A 21844-nucleotide genomic window follows, 5' to 3' on the forward strand; every position below is an offset into this window, starting at 1 on the left:
TGCGCATTTTCCCAACTCAACTGTTCGTGCTGATCACCGCGAAGATGTTGAAGATCGGCGCCATCTTCAGGAAGTCCTGCCACAGGCCCCTGATCCGCGAATAGCCGACCATGACGATATCGCCGTCCATGATCACGGGATCGGGGCTGATGCCGGTGCGGATATCCTTCAGGTTGAAGCGCGCGGCCATGCGTTTGCCGTCGATCGTGCGGAAGATCACGATCTCGTCCAGCTTGGCGGTCACGGACGGGCTCTGCGCCTTGGCCAGCGCGCCCATCAGCGTCATGTTGGAATTCAGTTCGTAGACGCCCGGCATCTTCACTTCGCCTTCGACCGAGACGTAGCGTGGCGCCGGAACGTCCACCGAAACCGCCACTTGCGGGTCGCGCAGGTATTTGCTGCCCAGCAGCGTGGTGACCTGCCGGGTCGCTTCCGCGGCGCTGAGGCCGGCCACCTTGACCGGGCCCGCCATCGGCAGCTGGACGAATCCGGCATCGTCCACCATCGCCTTCTCCACGGAAAGGTCGGGCTCGCCATAGACGCGCACCTGCAGGACATCGCGCGGGGTGATGGCGTAGACGCTGGGGGCGGGCACGGTGGCCGGGGCCACCTGATATGCTGCAGCGCCCACCGGCAGGTTCGGATTATGCGTGCTGGACGTGCAGCCGGCCAGCGTGGTTCCGGCCAGCAAGGTGCCGGTAATCAGACGGAAAAAGGCAGGGGTCTGTTTCGTTCTGGGCACCTTGAAGTGTCTCCCTGGCCTGAAAGATAAAGTGGAACTGTTTGATAATCCAAGGGCGTAATCGGGCCTATTGGCCTGTGCAAGGCTCTGAAATTCGGTTCCAAGCTTGCTGCTCTCGGTTGATCTCATTTGCATGACGATGCGTTTAGGGGCTTTCCCTTGGTCGAACAGAGGGCCTTGCTGCATCGCAACAACCGCAACCGATCGGTACAAAAAGGTATTGCGCCAGGCAGCGCAGGAATTGCGACGAGAAGCCGGAGGTTTCGGCAAGCCGGGTTGCGCTGCGGAAAGATCGCGCTAACCATCGGAAAAATACAGAAATACGAATGCCGTGCATTTTACGGTCGTTTTCCATCCCGCCGCGCCAAGTCTTCAACTGTTCGGGTGCGGACATGAATCCAAAGGGTGTAAACGTCCGCGTTGCTGCAGCAGGCGTCATATAAAGGTCGTGCCCGTGATTGGATCTTCTGTAACTGGATTGCCTTATATTGCGGGCTGAGGCTCTGGCCCGGCGCCAGGGGCCGCGTGGCACGCGGTCCGCTGCCGTCTCGATGCCGCGCGGCCGCGCGGCCGTTGCCGCATTCCTGCTGCTGGTGGCGCTCGTCTTCGGTGGCGGGGGCTCCGGTGCGGGGCTGGCCAACATGGCCGTGCAACTGGCGGGGCTGGCCGTGCTGGCATTCCATCGCGACGCCGTGCTGGGCTTCTTCGCAAGGGCGCCGCGCCTGCCGGTCGTGCTGGTGGCGGCCACGCTCGCATTGCCGCTGCTGCAACTGGTACCGCTGCCTCCGGCGATCTGGCAGGCCTTGCCCGGTCGCGATCTGGTCACCCAGTCGTTCGACCTGATCGGAGTGAAAGGCGCCTGGCAGCCGTTTTCGCTCAGCCCCGCGCGCACCGCGATCGCCTTCTTCTCGCTCTTGCCGGCGTTCGCCATTCTGGCCCTTTCGTGGAACCTTGCGGAGCGTGACCGGCGGATGCTGCTGCTGGCCGTGGCGGTTGGCGGGGTGATCGTGACGGCGCTGGGCGCGCAGCAACTGGCCAGCGGCAATCACCTTTTCGTGTTCTATGACGAGGTGGTCGGTTCGGCCGACTTGCAGGGAACCTTCTCCAACCGCAACAGCGGCGCGCTGATGCTGGACATCGCGCTGGTCGCGCTTGTCGGCGCGGTGCCGTGGCGCCGGGTTTCGCCCGCGTGGAAGCTGGGCACCGTCGCGATGGCGATCCTGCTGGTGACGGGCGTGGTGTTGACGGGTTCGCGGTCGGGCATGATGCTGCTGGCCGTGCCGGGCTTGCTTGCCGTGGGGATGGGGTGGAGCGCGCATGGTTTTGGCCGTGATCGCCGGAAAGCTGCGTTGATCCTGGCGGGTGCCGTGCTGGCGCTTGCGGCGGGCGGCTTACTGCTCAGCGGCAACCATCGTATCCAGCAGCGCATGGCGCGGTTCCATTCCGTGGAGGACGAACAGCGTCCGATCATCTGGAAGGACACTGTGGAGGCCGCCGGTCGGTATTGGCCGGTGGGCAGCGGCGTGGGTTCTTTCGACGAGGTGTTCCAGGTGGACGAGGCGCTGGAGAACCTCAGCTATGGCCGGGCCGGCCGCGTACATAACGATTTTCTGGAGATCGCACTCGAATCCGGCATCGTCGGGATCGCGTTGGTCGCCGGCTGGGCAGTGGCGGTGGCCATGCTGGGCCTGCGTACCATGCAGGCCGCCCGCCACCAGGGGCGGCACGGCGCAATCGGCCTTGCGGCGCTGGGCGTCTTTGCGCTGATCGCGCTCCAGTCGATCACCGACTATCCCTTGCGGAACCAGACCTTGCTGTGCGTTGCGGCACTGATGCTGGCGCTGCTGATCGGAACGGGAAAGGCAGAACAAGAACGTAACAGGGCGCAACACGACAGCGGGTCGCATCGCGATTGATATTCGAAAACCTGCCCCGATGCGGACCGGACGGTCCACGTCGCCGGCAGGCACTGCGCAAGGCTCGGGAGGCGGGGCGTTGCGCGTGATCGACCTGCTGACGGGAACAATGGCTGCGGCCCGGATTTCGACCGGGTCGGACAACATGGCGGGATGAAACCTTGAACGACGCATTTTTGGAACGGGACGATCAGGACGGGTACGCCGCCGTGGAGGAGAGCGGTCCCGATCTTTCCGCCATGGTCAGGGCCGTGGTGGGGGCCGTGCGCCGCAACTGGGCACTGATCGCGGGAACCGTCGGCGGGATCGTCCTGCTGGGCGTGGCCATGACTCTGCTGGTTGCGCCGAAGTACCGGGCGCAAGTGCGCGTTCTGATCGAGGATCAGGCGGACCAGATCATCGAGGGCACGGACCTGCAGAAGGTCAACAACGTGCAGGATACCGACCGTTTCCTGCAGACGCAGGTGGGTATCATCCAGAGCCGGTCGCTGGCGCAGAGCGTGGTGGAAAGCGGCAAGCTGGATCGCGATGCGGCCTTCTTCGAGGCGATGGGGCAGGACATGCCCACGGCAGACACCGTTGCCGAACTGGGCGGAGGCAAGACGCTGGACCAGGTGCGCAAGGATGCCGCGATCGAGGCGCTGCTGGACAATGTCAGCGTGGACCTGCCGCCGGACAGCCGTATCGTTTCCATCAGCGTTTCCAGCCGTAGCCCCACCTATTCGGCAAAGCTGGCCCAACTCTACGGCGAACGTTTCATCGATCGCAATCTGGACCAGAAGTACAACAGTTCGTCCTACGCGCGCCGATTCCTTTCCGATCAGCTTGACGAAGCGCGCGACAAGGTCACCCAGTCGGAGCGGGACCTGAACCAGTATGCCCGCGCCGCCGGGCTGATCCGCGTGACCAGCCAGAGCGAGAACGGCGATTCGGAATCGGTGCTGTCCGTCACCAACAGCACGCTGGTCCAGCTGACCGACGCGGCCTCCAAGGCGACCGCCACGCGCATCGCGGCGGAAGACCGCTGGCGCACGCTGGCGAAGCAGGATCCGCTCTCGATTCCCGAAGTCAACGGCAACCCGGCGATCTCCACGCTGCTGAGCGAAAAGGCCAAGGTGGAGGCCGACCTCGCCGAAGAACAGTCCCGCCATCTGGACGATTTCGTCACCGTGAAGTCGAAGAAGGCCGAAGTCGCGGAGTACGACCGCCGCATCGATACGATCGCACAATCGCTGAAGAAGACGGCCTATCTGGAATATCAGGCTGCGCTGGAGCAGGAAAAGTCGCTGACCGCACGGGTCGGCGGGCTGCGCGGCGATGCGCTGAAGGAACAGGACCGGGGCGTCCAGTACGCCGTGCTGAAGCGCGTGGCCGATACCAATCGCACGCTCTACGATACCCTGCTCTCACGCTATAACCAGCTCAATGCCGCGGCCGGCGCCTCGTCCAACAACCTGACGCTGGTGGACCGGGCCGAAGTGCCGACCAAGCCCTATTCGCCGCGCCTGGTGCTCAACATCATCATCGCGCTGGTGATCGGCCTGATCGTCGCCGCCGGCGTGGTGTTCCTGCGCGAACTGTTCGATGACACGATCCGGTCGCCCGATGATGTCGAGCGCAAGCTGGGAATGCCGCTGCTGGGGCTGATCCCGCTGGAGAAGGACGGTGACGTCCAGAACCACTTCAGCGACCATCGCTCGAAAGTCAGCGAGGCGTTCCGATCGCTGGTCACCAACTTGCGCTATTCCACCGCGTCGGGCCTGCCGCACGTGCTGCTGGTCACCAGTTCGCGTGAATCCGAAGGCAAGTCGACCACCGCGCGGGCCGTCGCCAACGATATCGCGCTGCTGGGCAAGCGCGTGCTGCTGGTCGATGCCGACTTGCGCCGCCCGACCTTGCACCGCCTGATGACCAACCAGAAGGCGACCGGCCTGACCGACGTGCTGACCGGGCAGAAGGCGTTCGACGAGGCGGTCCACGGCAGCGGCATGGAAACGCTCAGCTACATGTCTGCGCTGCCGGTGCCGCCCGATCCCGCGCTGATCCTGGCGGGCGAGGGGCTGGCCACTTTCGTGGAGCAGGCGCGCCAGCGGTTCGATACCGTGGTGATCGATTGCCCGCCGTTGCTGGGCCTGTCGGACGCGGCGCTGCTGGCGAACCATGCGGATGGCGTGCTGTTCGTGATCGATGCGTCCGAATTCCATCGCGGCGCGGTGAAATCGGCGCTGCGCCGTCTGGCGCTGATCAAGGCGAACGTCCTTGGCGTGGTGCTGAACCGGTTCGATCCGCGCGTCGGCGCGGAGGACTACAGCTACTACACCAACGATTACTACAGCTACGGCAGCAAGCAGGATTGAGGCCGGGATGCTGTCGGTAATCGGAAAGACCGCCTGGTTCGCCCTCGCCGCCGTGATCGCGGTGCCGGTGGTGGGCGTGGAGATGGACCGGCAGGCGCGGCGCGACGATGCCGTGGCCGCGCACGTGCCGGCGCCGTTCCGATACTTCGCGTTGGAGCCGCTGATCGACCAGGCCTACACCCGGCAGGACATAGGGCAGGGCGTGGCCCTGTCGCGCGACTATGTCCGCCGCCGCCCGATTCCTTCGGACGGGCTGGCGTTGCTGGCTTACGGTCAGGTGCAGCGGGGGGACGAGGATGCGGCCGTCCATGCGCTGTTGCTGGCCGGGCAGCGCGGCTGGCGCAATCGCTTCACGCAGGACATGCTGGTGGTCATGGCGTTCCAGGCCCAGGACTGGAACGTGGCGGCGCAGCGGCTCCTCGCGCTCTGGCGCGTGGGGGTGAGCGATGACCGGCTGAAGGCGATGACCGCCGACCTGCTGGCACATCCCGATGGAACCGCTGCCTTCGCCGGGCAACTGGGCCAGGAAAAGGACTGGTCCGGCGGGTTCATCGCCTGGGCCGGGGCGACGCTGGATCAGGATGCGCTGCGGCGCACGGTGGGCGCCATGGCTCGCCATGGCGCGCGGGTGGACTGCGCCACGCTGGCGACGCGGCTGCCGGCGCTGGTCCGCGCCGGCCGTCCGGCTGCGGCGGGCGTGCTTTGGGGCGAACTCTGCGCGGGCGGGCGGATGACCGCGGCGGACGATTTCCGATTCCAGCCGGCGGCCGATGGCAAGCTGCCCGGCCCGTTCGACTGGCAATTTCCGGAAGTGGAGGGGATCGAACGGACGTTCGACAAAGGCGGCACCGTGGTGGTCTATTCCAACCGCACGGCGGTGCGCAGCCCGATCGCCCGGCGCAGCGCGGTGCTGGCGCCCGGCCGCTATACCGCAGGCGCCGATGCCGAGACCGAAGGCGAGGCAGGCGTCAGGCCGCTACTGCTGCGGATCACCTGCTATTCCGCGCGTGGGGAAGAGCACCGGCTGGCCGATATCGCGATCGGAACGGGCGCGCGCAGCGCTGCCGGAACAGACGAGCCGGCGGAGGCTGGCGCATTCACCATCCCCGCCGAGGCGTGCCAGACCCAGGATCTGGCCCTGCTGACCGGGCGCGGCGAAGGCCGCATTCGCCGGGTGAGCATCGTTCCGCAATAAAGGGCGATGACGCGGCCGGTCAGGCCCCGTCAGGCGCGAAATGATGGACGATCTGATCGTCCAGCGGTTGTGCGAAAAGCAGCGCATGGTGTCTGTCGTCGCTGCGCGTCGCCGTGGCGGCAAACGGCCCCATGGCGCCGATCCACACCGTCAACTCACCTTCCAGATCCATGGCACAGGCATCCGTTTCGACCGCGCAGCCAATGCGTGCGAGATCCAGAATGCGCACGGCCATGGCTTCGCCGGAGCGAACGCATTCGCCGTAAAGAACTTGGCCCATCAACTCACCCTGACGCCCGGTTCCCGGGCTTTCCAGTGTACTATTATAGGACGGTACGGGTGCCTCTGCCGCGAAGGGCGAGTCCCGCCGTCCACATCCTCTGAATACCTGCCTTAGAGGTCAGATTGGTTGCAGGCGAGTGACGATTTGAGAACGGCCCGGATTTTCCGGATGAATACCCGTCCTTGCCGGACGGGCTGCATATGCCGTTTTCGTCATGCCGGCTCATCCGCCGGAGCATTCGCCGAATTGCCGGGGCCGGTCGCATCCCCGCTCTGCCCGCCCTTGTCGGGGCCGAACAGGGCGGTGACGAAATCGTGCCGCCAGCGCCGCACGTCGTGATCGCGGACGGAGGCCAGCAGCTTGCCGTGGCGTTCGCGCCGTTCGTCCAGCGGCATTTCCAGCGCACGTTTGATCGCCTCGCTCACATGTTCGATGGAGTGCGGGTTCACCAGCAGCGCATCCTGCATCTGGCCCGCCGCGCCGGCGAACTGCGAAAGGATCAACACGCCGGGATCGTCCGGATCCTGCGCCGCGACATATTCCTTGGCCACCAGGTTCATCCCGTCGCGCAGCGGGGTGACGAGGCCGATGTCCGCCGCGCGGTAGAAGCCGGCAAGCTGCGCGCGCGGATAGCCGCGGTTGACGTAGCGGATCGGCACGAAGGCGACATCGGCGTGGGCGCCGTTGATGTGTCCGGTCTTGCGTTCCAGATCCTCGCGAATCATCTGGTAGCTGGAAACGTCCTCGCGCGATGGCGGGGCGATCTGCAGCAGCACTGCCCTGGCCGCATGTTCGGGATTGTCCGCCAGAAAGCGGCTATACGCCTCGAACCGCTCGCCAAGTCCCTTGGAATAGTCCAGCCGGTCCACCCCGATCAGGATCTTGCGCCCGCGCACGCTCTGCTTCAGCCGATCATGCGCCGCGCGCGCTTCGGCCCCGGCGGCGGCCTCGGTGAATTCCTCGTAGTCGATGCCGATGGGGAAGGCGCGGGCAACGACGCGGCGGCCTTCGTAGTCGATCGAATTGTCCGGATTGACCTTCAGGCCCATTTCCTTCTGCACGTAATGCAGAAAGCTCTCCAGCCATTCGGCGTTCTGGAAGCCGAGCACGTCGTATTCCAGCATGGAGGCGACCAGCCGCTCGTGCAGCGGCAGTGAAACCAGCAGGCGTGTGGGCGGCCAAGGCGTGTGCAGGAACAGCCCCATGCGGTTCTTCACGCCCTTTTGCCGCAGCATCGAACCCAGCGGCAGCAGGTGATAATCGTGGACCCAGACAAGGTCGTCCCGCTCGATCAGCGGCAGCACCGAATCGGCGAAGCGCTCGTTCACGCGTTCGTACCCCTCGCCGAAATTGCGGTCGTACTCGGTCAGGTCGATGCGATAGTGGAACAGCGGCCAGAGCGTGCGGTTGGCATAGCCGTTGTAGTATTCCTCGATATCCTGGGGCTCCAGGTCGATGGTCGCGGTGGTGACACCTTCGTTGCGCTGCATGTCCAGATGGCCGGTGAACTCTTCGGTTTCCTGGCCGGACCAGCCGAACCAGATGCCGCCGTGTTCGCGCAGTGCGGCATTGAGCGCCACCGCCAGCCCTCCTTGCGCCCCTGCGGCACCTGCCGCCTTGGGCACCGAGACCCGGTTCGAGATGACGATCAATCTACCCATTTCAATTCCCCTGTCGCGCGCCTCCTGACGCGCCTTTTCGCGAGGCTGGCCGGTTGTCTGTTCCCCAGGATTTGGGGTTCGACCGGTGCCGCGGGAATGCGCATCGTGCGCATTCCCAGACGGACTCTCAGCGCCAGTCCCGCCACGACCGGGACAGCTGCCCGGCACAGTTGATGATACCCACCAGCGAATAGGTCTGCGGAAAGTTCCCCCACAGTTCGCCGGTCTCGAAATCCATGTCTTCGGACAACAGCCCGGACTGCGTGCGATGGCCCAGCATCGCCGTGAACAGGCGGCGCGCTTCCTCATCCTGTCCGGAACGGTGCAGCGCTTCGATCAGCCAGAACGTGCAGATGTTGAACGCGGTTTCGGGCAGGCCGAAATCGTCCTCGCTGTCGTAGCGGAGCATGTGTTCGCCCCGGCGCAGCGCCTTCTGCACGGCGGCCAGCGTCGCCTTGAAGCGCGGGTCTTCGGCCTCGACATAACGCAGTTCCACCATCTGCAGCAGGCTGGCGTCCAGCTGGTTGCCACCGAACGCGGCCGCATAGTGGCCACCCGCGCCGCCATCGTCGAAGTCGGCGCCTTCGATCGTGTGCCATGCCTGGGCATCGATGGTCTGGCGCACCGTATCGGCCCGATCCCGCCACAGTGCGGCGCGGTCGTGCAGGCCCAGATGCTCCGCCGCATTGGCCAGTCGGTCGCAGGCGGCCCAGCTCATCACGCTGGAATAGGTATGCACCGCCGTGCGGGTGCGCAGTTCCCACAGGCCGGCGTCCGGCTGGTCGTGCGTCTTCCACGCCAGCTCGCCCACCTGCTCCAGCGCGGCAAAGTCCTCGGCAGAGGCCATGCGCAGCAGGCGCTGGTCGGAAAAGGCCTGGATTGCCGGCAGGACGATCTGGCCATAGCAGTCGTTCTGCACCTGATAATAGGCGGCATTGCCGATGCGCACCGGCCCCATGCCGCGATAGCCGGGCAGGTCGGGCGCTTCCCATTCGATGATTTCGCGCCCGCCGCTGACGGCATAGAGCGGCTGGATCGCACCGCCTTCCGCATCGTCCACGATGTTGCGCAGATAGGCGAGGTACTTTTCCAGCACGTCCAGCGCGCCCAGATGGTTCAGCGCCTGCACCGTGTAATAGGCGTCGCGGATCCAGCAGTAGCGATAGTCCCAATTGCGCTGGCTGCCCGGCGCCTCGGGGATGGAGGTGGTGAGCGCGGCGACGATCGCGCCGGTTTCCTCATGCTGGCACAGCTTCAGGGTGATTGCCGCGCGGATCACGGCGTCCTGCCAGTCCAGCGGCGTGGCAAGGCCGCGCACCCACAGGCGCCAGTATTCGCAGGTATGGCGCAACATGGCTTCCAGGCGGTGCTCCACTTCGCCGTCGAACGGCTCGTCCGGGCCGAGGAAGAAGTGCAGCGCGGTTTCGAGGCGGAAGAACCGCTCGTCGAACACATAGCCGATCGGGGCATTGGTGGTGAGGCGCAGGGTGTTGCGCTCGACAAGGTAGCGGATGTGGTTGGAACCGCGCGTGGTGGCCGCAAGCTGGGCGCCATAGCCGCTCATCGGCGTGAGCACGCAGCGGATGCGCGGCGATCCCGCCACCGGGCGGACGATGCGCGCATAGGCGACGGGGCGGTACATCCGGCCCAGCCGTTCGTGGCGCGGGCAGAAATCGTAGATCTCCACCGCGCCGCCGGTCGCATCCTCCAGCCGGGTGACCAGGATCGGCGTGTTGCGCATGTAGGACTGGTGGACGGTGGTCTGGTTCTCCAGCTCGAAGCGCCAGGTGCCGGCATCCTGCCCATCCTCCCCGCGCAGCAGCGCGCAGAAGGTGGGATCGCCGTCGACGCGTGGCACGCAGCCCCAGACGAGCGCGCCGGAACGGTCGATCAACCCGGAAACCTGACAATTGCCGATGGGCCAGAGTTCAAGCGTGCTCATGCCGGACGGGACTCCTCGATAAGGGCGGCTTCCAACCAGTGATGGACTTGCGCCACGCCGCCCAGCCGCCAGCGGGCGCGGGTTTCGCGCAGGGGGCCGACCAGCACGCCGCCGCCGCCCAGCCGTGCGGCTGCAGCGAAAGCGTCCTCGTCGGTCACATCGTCGCCGACGAAGATCGGGCGGGAACCGGCGAACAGCGGCATTTCCATGAATTGCGTGACGGCGCTGCCCTTGTCCGAACCGGGCATGGCCAGTTCGATCACCTGCTTGCCGTGCTTGAGGGTCAGGCCCAGTTCCCGCCCCACCGTTTCCGCGCGGGCGATCAGGCCGGCCAATGCCTCGGGATGCCGGCGATAGTGCACGGCGATGCTGAAAGGCTTGGGTTCGACCAGCAGGCCGCCGTTGTCCTGCGCGAAGGCCGTCAGTTCGGCGATGACGCGCGCGGGCAGCGGGGCGGCAAGGGCTTCGGCCATGGCATGGCCGGCGGGGCGGAATTCGCCGCCATGCGATCCCGCCACGGCCACCGAAAGCGGGCCGAGATGACTTTCCAGCGCTGCGATCGAGCGGCCGGTGATCAGCGCGAGGCGGCCGTCCAGGCAATCGGACAGGCGCGTAAGCAGGCCGGGCAGCACGTCCGGCACGATCACCGCGTCCGGGTGATCGGCGATCTCCACCAGCGTCCCGTCGAAATCGAGGAAGAGCGCAGGCGGCGGTTCGCCGGTGCGGGCCTGTTCACCGAAGCGGGCAGGGCGCAAGGGCGGGGGCGGCGGCAGATCGCGCAAACGCGCGCCATGTTCCGCCGGAGGAATGCGTTCGCTCGGGCCGGTCATTACGGTCAGTCTTGCACTTTGCAGCAGCGAAGACCAGCCCCGACCGGGGAGGGGGAGAAGCGGGAAGGCATGGGGGAGGCCATGCAGGGGCAACGCGCTGAAGAGGAATAGGTTCCACCTACATCCACGTGCGACAAGCGGCGTGCTGGGCGGCAATTCGCAGTTGCAACAGGCAAGGCAGCAACTATCACCATCGCCCATATCCGAACAATTCGACGAGTTCATTGCTTCCCATGCCCACGATAGTTCCGGTCATCCTGTGCGGCGGCAGCGGCACGCGGCTGTGGCCGCGCAGCCGCGCAGCCAAGCCCAAGCCGTTCCTGCCGCTGGTGGGTGACAGTACCTTGTTCGAGGCAAGCCTTGCCCGCTGCCCGGCGCATCTGGGCTTTGCCGCCCCGGTGGTGGTGACCGGCACGAAGCATCTCGATCATGTCGAGGCGCAACTGGCCGGCGCTCCCGGCGCCAGCGTCATCGTCGAGCCTGCCGCGCGCAACACGGCGGCTGCCATCGCGCTCGCCGCCTGCCGCCTGCCCGAGGATGCGGTGATGCTGGTCTGCCCGAGCGACCACCACATCGGCCGCCCGGACGTCTTTGCGAAGGCGGCCTGCGCCGCTGCCGCGCTGGCGAACGATGGCTGGTTGGTCTCGTTCGGGATCGAGGCGACCGCGCCCGAGACCGGCTTTGGCTATCTGAAGCGGGGCGAGGCGATCGCGGGCACCCCCGGCTATCGCACCGCGCAGTTCGTCGAGAAGCCGGACCTCGATCGCGCCAAGGCGTTCCTCGAACACGGCGGCTATGCCTGGAACGGCGGCATCTTCGCCTTCCGCGTCGGTGATTTCATGGCCGAACTTTCCGCCCACCGTCCCGAGATCGCCGCCAAAGTGCGTGAGGCAGTGGCGAAGGGCGCCGAGGATGGCCACCGCTTCCATCCCGATGCCGCCACGTTCGGCGACGTGCCCAGCGATTCGGTGGACTATGCGGTGATGGAAAACACCACGCGCGCGGCGATGGTGCCGGTGGACATGGACTGGTCCGACATCGGCAACTGGCAGGCGCTGCACGACGCGTTGGCGCGCGACGAAGGCGGCAATGCGGTGCGCGGGCCCGGCGCGGCGGAACTGGTCGACTGCACCAATGTGCTGGTCGACAGCGACGGGCCGCGCGTCTCGGTAATCGGGCTTTCCAACGTCATAGTTGTGGTCGACGGGAACGAGGTGCTGGTCACTACGGTTGAAGGTGTGCAGAAGGTCGGAAAGCTGCACGGCGCCGTAAATCAGTAACGGCACCCAGGTCCTTGTCCCCGGATTGCCATGAAATTGGCGGCAGCAGGGGATTTCAAAGTTACGCGCCCGGTGGCAGGGGCGCGCACCATATCGCTCCGAATTGCAGGGACAGACCGGACATGAAGAAACTCGTTGCCTTCGATCTCGACGGTACGCTGGCCAAGAGCAAGCAGCCGATGACCGAAGAGATGGCAGAGGCCATTGCCCGGCTGCTGACGGTGGCCGACGTGGCGGTGATCTCCGGCGGGGATTGGCCGCAGTTCGACAAGCAGGTGGCCAGCCGCCTGCCGGCCCATGCCGACCGTTCGCGCCTGTGGCTGATGCCCACCAGCGGCGCCAAGCTTTACGTCCATCACGATGGCGCGTGGAACGCGGTCTATGCCGAACTCTTCACCGATGCGCAGAAGCGCGAGATCCTTGACGCGTTCGACGCGGCGCTGGCCGCCACGGGCTTCACGCCGGAGGAAACCTGGGGGGAGCGGATCGAGGATCGCGGCAGCCAGATCACTTTCTCCGCACTCGGCCAGGAAGCCCCGCTGGAAGCCAAGGAAGTGTGGGATCCGGACTTCGCCAAGCGCAAGGTGATCCAGGCCGATCTGATGGCGCGCCTGCCGGGCGTTTCGGTCAACCTGGGCGGCGCCACCTCGGTCGACGTGACGCAGCCGGGGGTCGACAAGGCCTGGGGCCTGCAGCGCCTGTCCGAACGCGGCAATTTCGCCCATGGCGAGATGCTGTTCATCGGCGACGCCATCTTCCCGGGCGGCAACGACTATCCGGCCAAGGCCATGGGGCTGGACACGATCTGCGTGCGCGACCCGGCGGATACCCTGAATGTGATCGACGCTATCGTCGCCTGTCAGAAGTAAGCGAGCGTCGCCGTGGGTTGGCCCCGCCTATTAGGCGGGGGTTACCCGGTTGATGAACGCCTTATTAATATTGGCATTTCGGATTCGGCGGTTTGGCAGAAAGGACATTTTTACTGCCAAGCCGGTTCGAAAGCCTTCGCTCAGCCGTTTTATACGAATCTGAAATTCGTTTCGGCGGCTGAAATCATTCAGTTTATCCCGTTATGTGCAGTTGCAGCACGATCTCGTTTGACGGCGTCGCTCGGGCCCTCAATAGACTTAGTCATCGGGTAGCCGAATGGGCCCCCTCGTCGCCTTCGGAGTAGATTGCGGCTGTCGTGAAAAGCCGCTTATTTACGGCTGCATACATCGATTATCGTGAGAGCGAGTTTATGAAGATCGCCGTTTTCGGTCTTGGTTACGTTGGCCTTTCCAACGCGGTGCTTCTGGCGCAGCACAACACGGTCTTCGCCGTCGACATTTCGGCGGATCGCGTCGCGATGCTGACGGCGCGCAAGTCTCCGATCGTCGACGCGGAGCTGGAAACCTTCCTGGCCACGCGCGATCTCGACCTTACGGCCACGCTGGACCCGGCCCAGGCGCTGGAGGGGGCGGACTACGTGATCGTGGCCACGCCCACGAACTACGACGTGAACACCGACAAGTTCGACACATCCTCGGTCGAGACGGTGATCCAGCTGACGACGCAGCTGAACCCGGCCGCGACGATCGTGGTGAAATCCACCATTCCGGTCGGCTTCGTGGACGACGTCCGTATGCGCTATCGCACGGATAACGTGATCTTCAGCCCCGAATTCCTGCGCGAAGGCCGGGCGCTTTACGACAATCTTCACCCCTCGCGCATCATCGTGGGCGAACGGTCTGAACGCGCGCGCGTGTTTGCGGACCTGCTGCTGGGCGGCGCGGAGAAGAAGGATGTCGAAATCCTCTTCACCGACACGCGCGAGGCGGAGGCGATCAAGCTTTTCGCGAACACCTATCTTGCGATGCGCGTCGCCTTCTTCAACGAGTTGGACAGCTACGCGATCGCCGGTGGCATGGATACGCGCCAGATCATCCAGGGCGTGGGCCTCGATCCCCGGATCGGCACGCACTACAACAATCCCAGCTTCGGCTACGGCGGCTATTGCCTGCCCAAGGACACCAAGCAGCTGCTGGCGAACTATTCCGAGGTTCCGCAGAACCTGATCCGCGCGATCGTGGATGCGAACCGCACGCGCAAGGACTTCCTGGCGGACCAGATCATTGCCCGTCGCCCGCACAAGGTGGGCGTGTTCCGTCTGGTGATGAAGGCCGGGTCGGACAATTTCCGCCAGTCTTCGATCCAGGGCATCATGAAGCGGATCAAGGCCAAGGGTATCGAGGTGGTGATCTACGAACCGGCGATGGTCGAGAACGAATTCTACAACTCCCGCGTGGTGCGCGATCTCGATGCCTTCAAGCAGGAGGCGGACGTGATCATCGCCAACCGCATGACGGCAGAGATCGAGGATGTGGTGGAAAAGGTATTTACCCGCGATCTGTTCGGGTCTGACTGATTTTTGATTTCATGGATTGGCACGGGTCGGTTTCAATGCGGCCAATCCACGAAATATTTTGAATATTGTCGCGTATTCAAAAAGCGCTGTTCATAACAATGAATATTGGCGAGGCGCGGTAATGATGGCGAATTCCCTGGCAAGGCTCAAAGGGATCAGGTGGTGGCATTCGCCCGCTGCGCTGACCGCCTTCTTTGTCATGCCCTTCTTCATCCTGCTGGCAATGGTGACGCCGGCCGTGATCCGCACCGCGCCTGTCCTGCAGTCGCACCGGGTCTACGTCACGTTCGAGAACGTGGTGCAGGGCGTTTCGCTGCTGCTGGCGCTGATGGTGGGCGCGTTCCTGACGGAGCGCTTTCCCTTCCGGCGCAAGCTGGTGATCCGCAACCGCGCGCTGGACTTCCTGTTCTACATGACGTTGGCCGCCTACCTGATCTGGTTCGGGCCGCTCATCGTCCTGCACCCCAACGTGATCATGGCGACGATGTCGGCCTCTCGCGGGGCGATGTACGAAGTGCGCGAGGCCGCGCCGAATATTTCGGGCATCACCACGGCGACGCAGTTCGGCATCGCCTACGCCATCATCTACGGGATGAAGGTGTTCCAGGACGGGCAGAAGATCCCGCGCCGCTACCATCGGATGCTGTGGGGCATCATTGCCCTGGCGGTGTTCCGGGCCGTGGTGTTTTCGGAACGCATCGCCATCGTCGAAGTGGTGGTGCCGCTGTTCGCCGTCTATGCCACGTCCAAGGCGCCACGCGCGCGGATCACCGATCTGGGATTCCGGTTCTTTCCCTATCTTCTCTATGCCGGTGCGCCGATATTCTTCGCCATCTTCGAATATCCCCGGTCGTGGATCAATCACTACATCAATATATACGACAACTTCTGGCACTTCATCGCCGACCGCTTCACGCTCTATTACGCAACCTCGATCAACAATATCTGTGCGTTGCTGCGCTATTCGCCCAATCCCACCTTTCGCGGGGAATGGACGCTCAACTGGCTCTACAAATTCCCGGTGATCGGGCAACTGCTGCCCACGCGGCCCGCGACCAAGGATGGTTCGTGGTTCCTCAGCTTCCTGTCGGTCTACGCGACGCCGGAATACAATAATACCACCGGTATTCTGACCGTGATCTACGACTGGGGATGGCTGATCGGGATATTCCTGATGATCATCTACGGTGCGATTGCCGGAATATCCTATTCGTCCCTGAAAAGCGGATTGGGTCCGATGCGTTATATCTATCCGGTGTTTCTCTATTCGATGCTCGAAATGACGCGCATTGGCTACATCTATGACGGGCGCGCGGTTTCGGTGCTGATCGGCATCCTTGTCTGCGCCGTGGTCTGGGGCAAGTGGATGCCCGCCAATCCGAAACTTCCGCGCAAGGCGAAAGCGAGTGGCCCGATGCCGCCGCGCGCCGTGGCGCTGAATGCGGCGTCGCAAGTCTAAGGGGCCGGCCATGCGTGTAGTCATCAACGGCCGCTTCCTCGACAAGGCCACCACCGGGGTCGAGCGCTATGCGCGCGAGATCGTGCGGGCCATCGACGGGCTGGTCGCGGCGAACGATCCGCAAGTGCGCGGAATGGACTTCGTCGTCGCCCGTCCGCCCTCCGGCGCTGCCGCCTTTACCAGCGCCATCGCCGAAGTGCGGGCCGGCCCTTCGCGCGGGGTGGTCTGGGAACAGACGACCTTGCCGCGCATCGCCGGGCGCGCCGCGATCCTGAACTTGTGCAACATGGCGCCCTTGCTGGGCCGCGCGCAGGTGACTTGCGTGCATGATGCGCATCCCTGGCTGATGCCGGAGAACTTTTCCGCCGCGTTCCGGCGCTGGTACGACGTGATGATCCCGCTGGTGCTGCGCCGCAGTGCCCGCTGGACCACGGTGTCCGAATTCTCTGCGCAGAAGCTGCAGGACCTGAACATTGCGCGGCGCCCGCCCGATGCCATCACCTATAACGCGGCGGACAATTTCGCGACCATCGCGCCCGAAAGTCTGGACGGGTTGCCCGATGCGGTGCGTGGGCCCTTCGTGCTGTGCCTGGGCAGCCAGTCCGCCAACAAGAACATCGGCCTGATCGCGGGGCTGGCGGACGAGTTGCGCGCGCACGGCATCGCGGTGGTCGTCGCCGGCGGCGGCATCAGCAGCATCTTCGGTGCGCGCCATGGCTATGGCAGCGGCGTGATCGATCTGGGCCGCGTGTCGGACGGGCAATTGAAGGCGCTTTATGCGCAGGCGCTGGCCTTCGTATTCCCCTCGTTCTTCGAAGGGTTCGGCGTGCCGGCGGTGGAGGCGATGCAGATGGCCTGCCCGGCGATTGTTTCCAACACTTCGGCGCTGCCCGAAGTGGTGGGCGATGCGGCGATCCTGGCCGATCCCACCGATGCCCGGCAATGGCTGGAGGCGATCCTGCGCATCCGGGACGAACCCGGCCTGCGCGAAGAGCTTGTGCGCAAGGGCCATGAACGTGCGGCCCGCTACAGCTGGGAACGGTCTGCCCGCACCATGGTGGCTCTCCTGAAGGATGCAGCGGCATGACCGATCTGGATATCAAGGTGCTGCATGTGTGCGAATGCCTGCCCGGCGGGCCCGGCAGCTATCTGCAGGAAGTTCTGCCGGCGCAGATTGGCCAGTTGGGCAAGCGCAAGGTGGCCATCCTGGCGCCGCAGAGCCAGATCCACCTGCTGCCCGACAGTCCCGGGCTGCTGGCCTTCTCCTATGAGCAGGAACGGCGCACCTTGCGCGCGACGATGCGGCTGGCCAGCGCGGTGCGGCGGATCGTCCAGCGCTATCGGCCCGATGTCGTGCATCTGCACAGCACCTTGGCCGGCGCGATCGGGCGGCTGGCGGTGATCGGTACGCGTCCGCGACCCAAGACGGTTTACTGCGCGCACGGCTGGATGATCGACCCGGACAAGCCGCTGGCGGGCCGGTCGGTGGTCGCCGCGGTCGAACGCTCGCTCAGCCATGTGACCGATCGTATCGTCAACATCTCCCCGCATGAGGCCGATTTCCTGCGCAATTGCGGCTTTTCCGAGGACAAGTTGGGCCTTGTGGTCTCCGGCATCGGCGATTTGCCGGCCGCACCGCCGCTCCCCCCGCGTGAGGGGCCGGTGCACTTGTTGTTCATCGGCCGGCTGGACCACCAGAAGGGGTTCGACCTGCTGCTGGACGCCTGCGCGCGTCTGCCGAAGGGCAAGGCCAGGCTGACGGTGGTGGGCGATGTCGTTCGCGGCGACCGGCGGCCGAGTGCCGATGGCCTGCCGGTCGAGTTCAGGGGCTGGCTGCCGCGCGAAAGCGTGGCGCAGGCGATCGTGGAGGCGGATGCCGTGGTCATGCCCAGCCGCTGGGAAGGCCTGCCGCTGGTGGCGCTGGAAACGATGCGCGCCGGCCGCGCGCTGATCGCCACCAATGGCGGCGCCTTTCCGCATCTGGTGACCGATGGCGTGACCGGCGTGCTGGTGGACAGTGCGGACCCCGGATTCCTGGCCAAGGTGCTGGAACGCTACGGCGCGGCCGAGTTCCAGCGCATGGGCATCGCCGCGCGGAACCATTTCGAAACGCGGTTCCGGGCGGAGCGGATGAACGAGGAACTGCTGGGGCTCTATCGCGATCTGGCGGTGGCGTGATCGCCGCGTCGGGATGCCAGCCCGAACATACCAAGGAAAATTCGGCATGAACGACCACCAGAGGCACATCACGGACAATGCGGCGGCCCGTCCGCTTCGCGTTCTCTACGTGGTGCCGCCATCGAAGCAGTTTGCCGGCATCGAACGCGTGACGGACGAGATCGCCTCCGCACTGGCGGAGTTTGAAAATCCGCGCTTCGCCGTCAGCGTGCTCTATTTTCGCGATTACCCGGAAGTCGTCGATCCCGCCTATTCGGTTATTCGCGGAGAGGCTGAGCGCACGCGGCACATTCCCGGCGCGGTCCAGCGCGTGCTGGACGGACAAGGCTTCGATATCGTGGTGGTGCCGCAGTTCGAGATCGCCTTCCTCTGCCTGCTGCAGGACCGGCTGCGCGGCCGGCGAACCAACATCGTGCTCCACCTGCACGGCAATCCGGAGATCGAGCGCGCCGTCTCTCTCAAATCGCGCGTGCTGTTCGCGTTTCTGAAGCCGGCGGCGCCGCGGTTTGCCGGGGTGATCGCGGTCTCTCCCGGGCTGGCCCGCCATGCCTCGGCCATGATGGGCGGCGGGGTGGAAGTGGCGCACATGCCCAACCCGGTCCGCCAGTTGGGCGATCACGTGCAAGTGGGCGAGGGCGCGCTGGGCGGCCGCAATTTCGTGACGGTGGCGCGGCTGGCCTACCAGAAGGGCCACGATATCGCGATCACCGCGTTCCGCCGCGTGGTTGACGAGTTTCCCGATGCCCGGCTGACGATCGTGGGCGAGGGGCCGGAACGTCCCAAGCTGGAGGCGCTGATCGAACGGCTGGGGCTGGGGGATAACGTGCGCCTGGCCGGCATGGTGGCCGATCCCTCCGCCGAACTCTCCGCCGCGCGGGCCTTCGTCACCGCGTCCCGCTGGGAAGGCTTCGGCGTCGCCATTGTGGAGGCGATGAGCGTGGGCCTGCCGGTGGTCGCCGCCAAGTGCGATTTCGGGCCGGAGGACCTGATCGTCGCCCCGGAGCTGGGCGTGCTGGCCGAACCCGGCGATCCCGATGCCCTGGCGCAGGCGATGATCCGGCAACTGCAGCAGGAGCCGCATCCCGAACATGTCGGCATCCGCCGCCGTCACGCCGCCGCCAGTGCCAAGGCCGCCGTCGTCGCCCGCCATGCCGCCTACCTTGCGGGGCTGAGGCTGGGCAACCTCAAGGAAGGCGCGCGGGCATGAGCGCCTTTCCGGCCCCCTATCTGGTGATCAGTTCCGCGCACGATTATCGTTCGAAGAAGCGGGCGAATATCCATTTCATTACCGACGCGCTCGCCACCCGTGGGGAGACGATGTTCCTCAGCACCCATTCCAGCGCGCTGTCGCGGTTGAAGGGGCGCGATACCCGGCGCCAGCAGTTTTCGGACATGGGTCTGACCGCGAATGGCGTGTCGTGCTACCTCTGGCATTCGCTGCTGCATCCGGTGAACGTGGCGGCGGCGGCGGGGCGGCTGTGGAATCCGGCGGCCAGCGCGATCTATCGCCGGCGGATGCCGCCGATCGTGCGTGCCATGATCCGCAAGGCGGCCACCATCGTGGTCGAATCTGGCAGCGCGGTGGCCCTTCTTTCCGAGATTCGCCGCCTGAATCCGGCGGCGAAGGTGATCTACAATGCGTCGGACACGCTGGGGACCATCGGCCTGGATCGCTATTACGAGGATCAACTGGCGCAGGCGGCGCCCGGCATTGCCTATGCCCGGTTGCCGTCGGCGCTGATGATCCCGGACCATCGCAGCATCGCCGAACATCGCGTGATCGCCCACGGGCTGGACGATGCGTTCTTCGCCGGATCGCTGCCCGATCCCTATGACGGCGCGCGCGCGGCGGTTTCGGTGGGATCGATGCTGTTCGATCCGCATGTGTTCGAGGTTGCGGCGCAGGCCTTTCCCGATCTGCAGTTCTACATCATCGGATCGGGGCATGACGGCGTGTCAACCGCCAACCTGCACTGGCTGCCGGAAATGCCGTTCCGGGACACGATCCCGTATATCCGCCATGCCACGATCGGCATTGCGCCCTATCGCAGCGCGCTGGCGTCCGACTATCTGATCGACACATCGATGAAGCTGCTGCAGTTCGAGGCGGCGGGGCTGCCGGCGGTCTGTCCGGACTTCGTGCAGGGCGGCAAGCCCATGCGGCATGGCTATCGGGTGGGTGACGCCGCCTCCATCGTGGCCGCCATGCACGCCGCGCTGGACGCGCCGAAGACTGCGCTGGCGCCACCGCGCACCTGGGATCGCGTGGTGGACGAGATGCTGGCCCCTTCACCCCCATCGGCTGCAGGAGCGCCGGCATGAAGCTGTCGTGGCTGCTGCTGGCGCGCCTGCTGGCGGGTGGGGTGGGCTTCCTGCCGCCGCTGGTGGCGGCATCGCTGCTGGACGGGATGCAATACGGGTTGGGCGCCAGCTCGTTCGCGGTGGGTATGCTGGTGATCGGCCCGGTCGCCCAATATGCCAAGCAGGGCTATCTGCGATCGATCCTGCTGCCCGATCGGCCGGACATTTCGGCCTGGCACATCCTGATCGTGTTCCTGGCGCTGGTGCTGGCGGGGATGGCGGTAAGCCATGTTGCCGTGGGCGTGCCGTTCGCGGCGCTGGCGGCGATCTTCGTGGCCGTCGCCTCGCTGGCGATCGCCCGGATCGAGGAAGTGCGGCAGGTCGCGCTGGATCGGCAGTTGCTGGCGGTATGCCTGTTCTACGTCGTGCCGCCGGTCATGCTGACGGCCATGTTCGCCGCATCGTGGTTCTTCGCGCTGCGGCCGGACTGGATGGCGATCTCGCTGGCGATGTCGGCAGCCTATCTGGTGCCGTCGCTGCTTTCGGTGGCACTGCGCCGGGGGCTGGCGGCGCTGGCCGTGCAGCCGATGGGCATGGCGCATGTGCGCCTGCTGTGGAGTGAGAGCCGCACTTTCCTGGTCAGCGGCGTGGTCATGTCCGCCACCGAAAGCCTGCCGACTCTGGCGCTGACCGCGCTGGGCGTGCCGCAGGCGGTGGCGACTTTCGAACTCGTCCGCAAGCTGTCCTCGGCGGTTTCGGTGTTCCTCCACGGCCTGTCGATCGCTTTCGCGCCGCGCCTGATCAAGGCCGCGGCGGAACAGGACTGGACCACCGTGCGCGGCACCATCTGGCGCAACACGCAGCTTTCTGTGGCTTTCGCGGCGGTCTACCTACCGCTGGCGGTGGCGGCTGTGCTGGTGCTGGGCCGGCTGGGATGGATCCATGCCAGCGTCTCTTTCGACCTGGCCCTGCCGCTGTTCGCCAGTGCTTTCGTCACTTGTGTCGCCGCGCCCTTCGGCATGGCGGTGGCGGCGCTCAACAGCGAGAAGTGGTGGGTGATCGGCGGCTTCCTGGGGGTGGCCAGTTTCGCCGCCACGCTGGTGTTCGCCCCGCTGCTGGGCGCGGCGCAGACCGTGGCGGTGGCCGTGCTGCTCCAGAACCTGGTGCTGAGCGTCACGATCGGCCTCGTCGTCTCGAAGCTGGTGTTCCAGCACCTGCGCGAGGATGCCGGCCGCGCGTCCACACGCGACAGGCGCACCCTTGCGCTGGAGCCGGAGTGATCCCGGGAGTGAT

The 21844-nt window shown here is 65.4% G+C and carries 18 protein-coding genes; 12 read left to right on the forward strand and 6 right to left on the reverse strand.

All coding sequences use genetic code 11. The features are described 5' to 3' along the window. Window positions 1–16: 16 nt before the first annotated feature. Together WBP06_RS00615 and WBP06_RS00620 are read right to left on the reverse strand one after the other, a co-directional pair. Window positions 17–742 carry a polysaccharide biosynthesis/export family protein gene (locus WBP06_RS00615; protein WP_395330801.1) on the reverse strand — a complete coding sequence of 242 codons (726 nt, stop codon included), beginning with the start codon at window positions 740–742 and terminating at the stop codon, window positions 17–19. A gap of 145 nt (window positions 743–887) precedes the next feature. Continuing rightward, window positions 888–1136: a hypothetical protein gene (locus WBP06_RS00620; RefSeq protein WP_395330803.1), complete on the reverse strand. Its 249-nt coding sequence runs from the start codon at window positions 1134–1136 to the stop codon at window positions 888–890. Window positions 1137–1230: 94 nt separating this feature from the next. Here WBP06_RS00620 and WBP06_RS00625 point away from each other — a divergent pair, with 94 nt between their 5' ends. The 3 genes from WBP06_RS00625 to WBP06_RS00635 all read left to right on the forward strand — a co-directional run bounded on the left by WBP06_RS00625 (window position 1231) and on the right by WBP06_RS00635 (window position 6210). Beyond that, window positions 1231–2658, forward strand: coding sequence for an O-antigen ligase family protein (locus tag WBP06_RS00625; protein ID WP_395330805.1), 1428 nt, complete (start codon window positions 1231–1233; stop codon window positions 2656–2658). Window positions 2659–2819: 161 nt separating this feature from the next. Then, the gene (locus WBP06_RS00630; protein WP_395330807.1) at window positions 2820–5015 is read left to right on the forward strand and encodes a GumC family protein; all 2196 of its coding nucleotides are present in this window, start codon (window positions 2820–2822) and stop codon (window positions 5013–5015) included. A gap of 7 nt (window positions 5016–5022) precedes the next feature. Beyond that, window positions 5023–6210 (forward strand): hypothetical protein, encoded by a 1188-nt coding sequence (locus WBP06_RS00635; RefSeq protein ID WP_395330809.1) that lies wholly within the window; start codon window positions 5023–5025, stop codon window positions 6208–6210. Window positions 6211–6229: 19 nt separating this feature from the next. Here WBP06_RS00635 and WBP06_RS00640 read toward each other — a convergent pair whose 3' ends face one another. The 4 genes from WBP06_RS00640 to otsB form a co-directional block, all read right to left on the reverse strand. Next, window positions 6230–6490 (reverse strand): hypothetical protein, encoded by a 261-nt coding sequence (locus tag WBP06_RS00640; RefSeq protein ID WP_395330812.1) that lies wholly within the window; start codon window positions 6488–6490, stop codon window positions 6230–6232. A gap of 215 nt (window positions 6491–6705) precedes the next feature. Further along, a complete protein-coding gene (otsA, locus tag WBP06_RS00645) occupies window positions 6706–8154 on the reverse strand; it encodes an alpha,alpha-trehalose-phosphate synthase (UDP-forming) (RefSeq protein WP_395330815.1) in 1449 nt (482 codons plus the stop codon). A gap of 127 nt (window positions 8155–8281) precedes the next feature. After that, complete coding sequence (locus WBP06_RS00650) at window positions 8282–10096, reverse strand: glycoside hydrolase family 15 protein (protein ID WP_395330817.1); 1815 nt, start codon at window positions 10094–10096, stop codon at window positions 8282–8284. Further along, window positions 10093–10926 carry a trehalose-phosphatase gene (gene otsB / locus WBP06_RS00655; RefSeq protein WP_395330820.1) on the reverse strand — a complete coding sequence of 278 codons (834 nt, stop codon included), beginning with the start codon at window positions 10924–10926 and terminating at the stop codon, window positions 10093–10095. The genes WBP06_RS00650 and otsB overlap by 4 nt, the downstream gene beginning before the upstream one ends. 233 nt (window positions 10927–11159) lie before the next feature. Between otsB and WBP06_RS00660 the strand changes: the two genes are divergently transcribed. From WBP06_RS00660 to WBP06_RS00700, 9 genes are all read left to right on the forward strand, one after another. Continuing rightward, on the forward strand, window positions 11160–12206 hold the full coding sequence (locus WBP06_RS00660; RefSeq protein ID WP_395330822.1) for a mannose-1-phosphate guanylyltransferase: 1047 nt from the start codon (window positions 11160–11162) through the stop codon (window positions 12204–12206). Between the two features lie 122 nt (window positions 12207–12328). After that, a complete protein-coding gene (locus WBP06_RS00665) occupies window positions 12329–13075 on the forward strand; it encodes an HAD-IIB family hydrolase (protein WP_395330825.1) in 747 nt (248 codons plus the stop codon). Window positions 13076–13446: 371 nt separating this feature from the next. Further along, window positions 13447–14613, forward strand: coding sequence for a nucleotide sugar dehydrogenase (locus WBP06_RS00670; RefSeq protein ID WP_395330828.1), 1167 nt, complete (start codon window positions 13447–13449; stop codon window positions 14611–14613). Window positions 14614–14734: 121 nt separating this feature from the next. Further along, complete coding sequence (locus WBP06_RS00675) at window positions 14735–16072, forward strand: O-antigen polymerase (protein ID WP_395330830.1); 1338 nt, start codon at window positions 14735–14737, stop codon at window positions 16070–16072. Between the two features lie 10 nt (window positions 16073–16082). Further along, window positions 16083–17159, forward strand: a complete 1077-nt coding sequence (locus WBP06_RS00680; protein ID WP_395330833.1) for a glycosyltransferase family 4 protein — start codon at window positions 16083–16085, stop codon at window positions 17157–17159. Then, window positions 17156–18250, forward strand: coding sequence for a glycosyltransferase (locus tag WBP06_RS00685; RefSeq protein ID WP_395330836.1), 1095 nt, complete (start codon window positions 17156–17158; stop codon window positions 18248–18250). The genes WBP06_RS00680 and WBP06_RS00685 overlap by 4 nt, the downstream gene beginning before the upstream one ends. A 46-nt stretch (window positions 18251–18296) precedes the next feature. Then, window positions 18297–19457, forward strand: a complete 1161-nt coding sequence (locus WBP06_RS00690; protein WP_395330838.1) for a glycosyltransferase — start codon at window positions 18297–18299, stop codon at window positions 19455–19457. Then, the gene (locus WBP06_RS00695; protein WP_395330840.1) at window positions 19454–20572 is read left to right on the forward strand and encodes a hypothetical protein; all 1119 of its coding nucleotides are present in this window, start codon (window positions 19454–19456) and stop codon (window positions 20570–20572) included. The genes WBP06_RS00690 and WBP06_RS00695 overlap by 4 nt, the downstream gene beginning before the upstream one ends. Beyond that, the gene (locus tag WBP06_RS00700) at window positions 20569–21831 is read left to right on the forward strand and encodes a hypothetical protein (RefSeq protein ID WP_395330843.1); all 1263 of its coding nucleotides are present in this window, start codon (window positions 20569–20571) and stop codon (window positions 21829–21831) included. The genes WBP06_RS00695 and WBP06_RS00700 overlap by 4 nt, the downstream gene beginning before the upstream one ends. The last annotated feature ends 13 nt before the right edge of the window (window positions 21832–21844 follow it).

This window comes from Novosphingobium mississippiense (assembly GCF_044029535.1).
Taxonomy (GTDB): Bacteria; Pseudomonadota; Alphaproteobacteria; order Sphingomonadales; family Sphingomonadaceae; genus Novosphingobium.

Coding starts and splice junctions, on each gene's coding strand:
- otsA (WP_395330815.1), bottom strand. CDS start 8,154: ATGGGTAGATTGATCGTCATCTCGAACCGGGTCTCGGTGCCCAAGGCG.
- WBP06_RS00660 (WP_395330822.1), top strand. CDS start 11,160: ATGCCCACGATAGTTCCGGTCATCCTGTGCGGCGGCAGCGGCACGCGG.
- WBP06_RS00680 (WP_395330833.1), top strand. CDS start 16,083: ATGCGTGTAGTCATCAACGGCCGCTTCCTCGACAAGGCCACCACCGGG.
- otsB (WP_395330820.1), bottom strand. CDS start 10,926: ATGACCGGCCCGAGCGAACGCATTCCTCCGGCGGAACATGGCGCGCGT.
- WBP06_RS00620 (WP_395330803.1), bottom strand. CDS start 1,136: ATGTCCGCACCCGAACAGTTGAAGACTTGGCGCGGCGGGATGGAAAAC.
- WBP06_RS00670 (WP_395330828.1), top strand. CDS start 13,447: ATGAAGATCGCCGTTTTCGGTCTTGGTTACGTTGGCCTTTCCAACGCG.
- WBP06_RS00665 (WP_395330825.1), top strand. CDS start 12,329: ATGAAGAAACTCGTTGCCTTCGATCTCGACGGTACGCTGGCCAAGAGC.
- WBP06_RS00695 (WP_395330840.1), top strand. CDS start 19,454: ATGAGCGCCTTTCCGGCCCCCTATCTGGTGATCAGTTCCGCGCACGAT.
- WBP06_RS00685 (WP_395330836.1), top strand. CDS start 17,156: ATGACCGATCTGGATATCAAGGTGCTGCATGTGTGCGAATGCCTGCCC.
- WBP06_RS00700 (WP_395330843.1), top strand. CDS start 20,569: ATGAAGCTGTCGTGGCTGCTGCTGGCGCGCCTGCTGGCGGGTGGGGTG.
- WBP06_RS00675 (WP_395330830.1), top strand. CDS start 14,735: ATGATGGCGAATTCCCTGGCAAGGCTCAAAGGGATCAGGTGGTGGCAT.
- WBP06_RS00650 (WP_395330817.1), bottom strand. CDS start 10,096: ATGAGCACGCTTGAACTCTGGCCCATCGGCAATTGTCAGGTTTCCGGG.
- WBP06_RS00640 (WP_395330812.1), bottom strand. CDS start 6,490: ATGGGCCAAGTTCTTTACGGCGAATGCGTTCGCTCCGGCGAAGCCATG.
- WBP06_RS00635 (WP_395330809.1), top strand. CDS start 5,023: ATGCTGTCGGTAATCGGAAAGACCGCCTGGTTCGCCCTCGCCGCCGTG.
- WBP06_RS00690 (WP_395330838.1), top strand. CDS start 18,297: ATGAACGACCACCAGAGGCACATCACGGACAATGCGGCGGCCCGTCCG.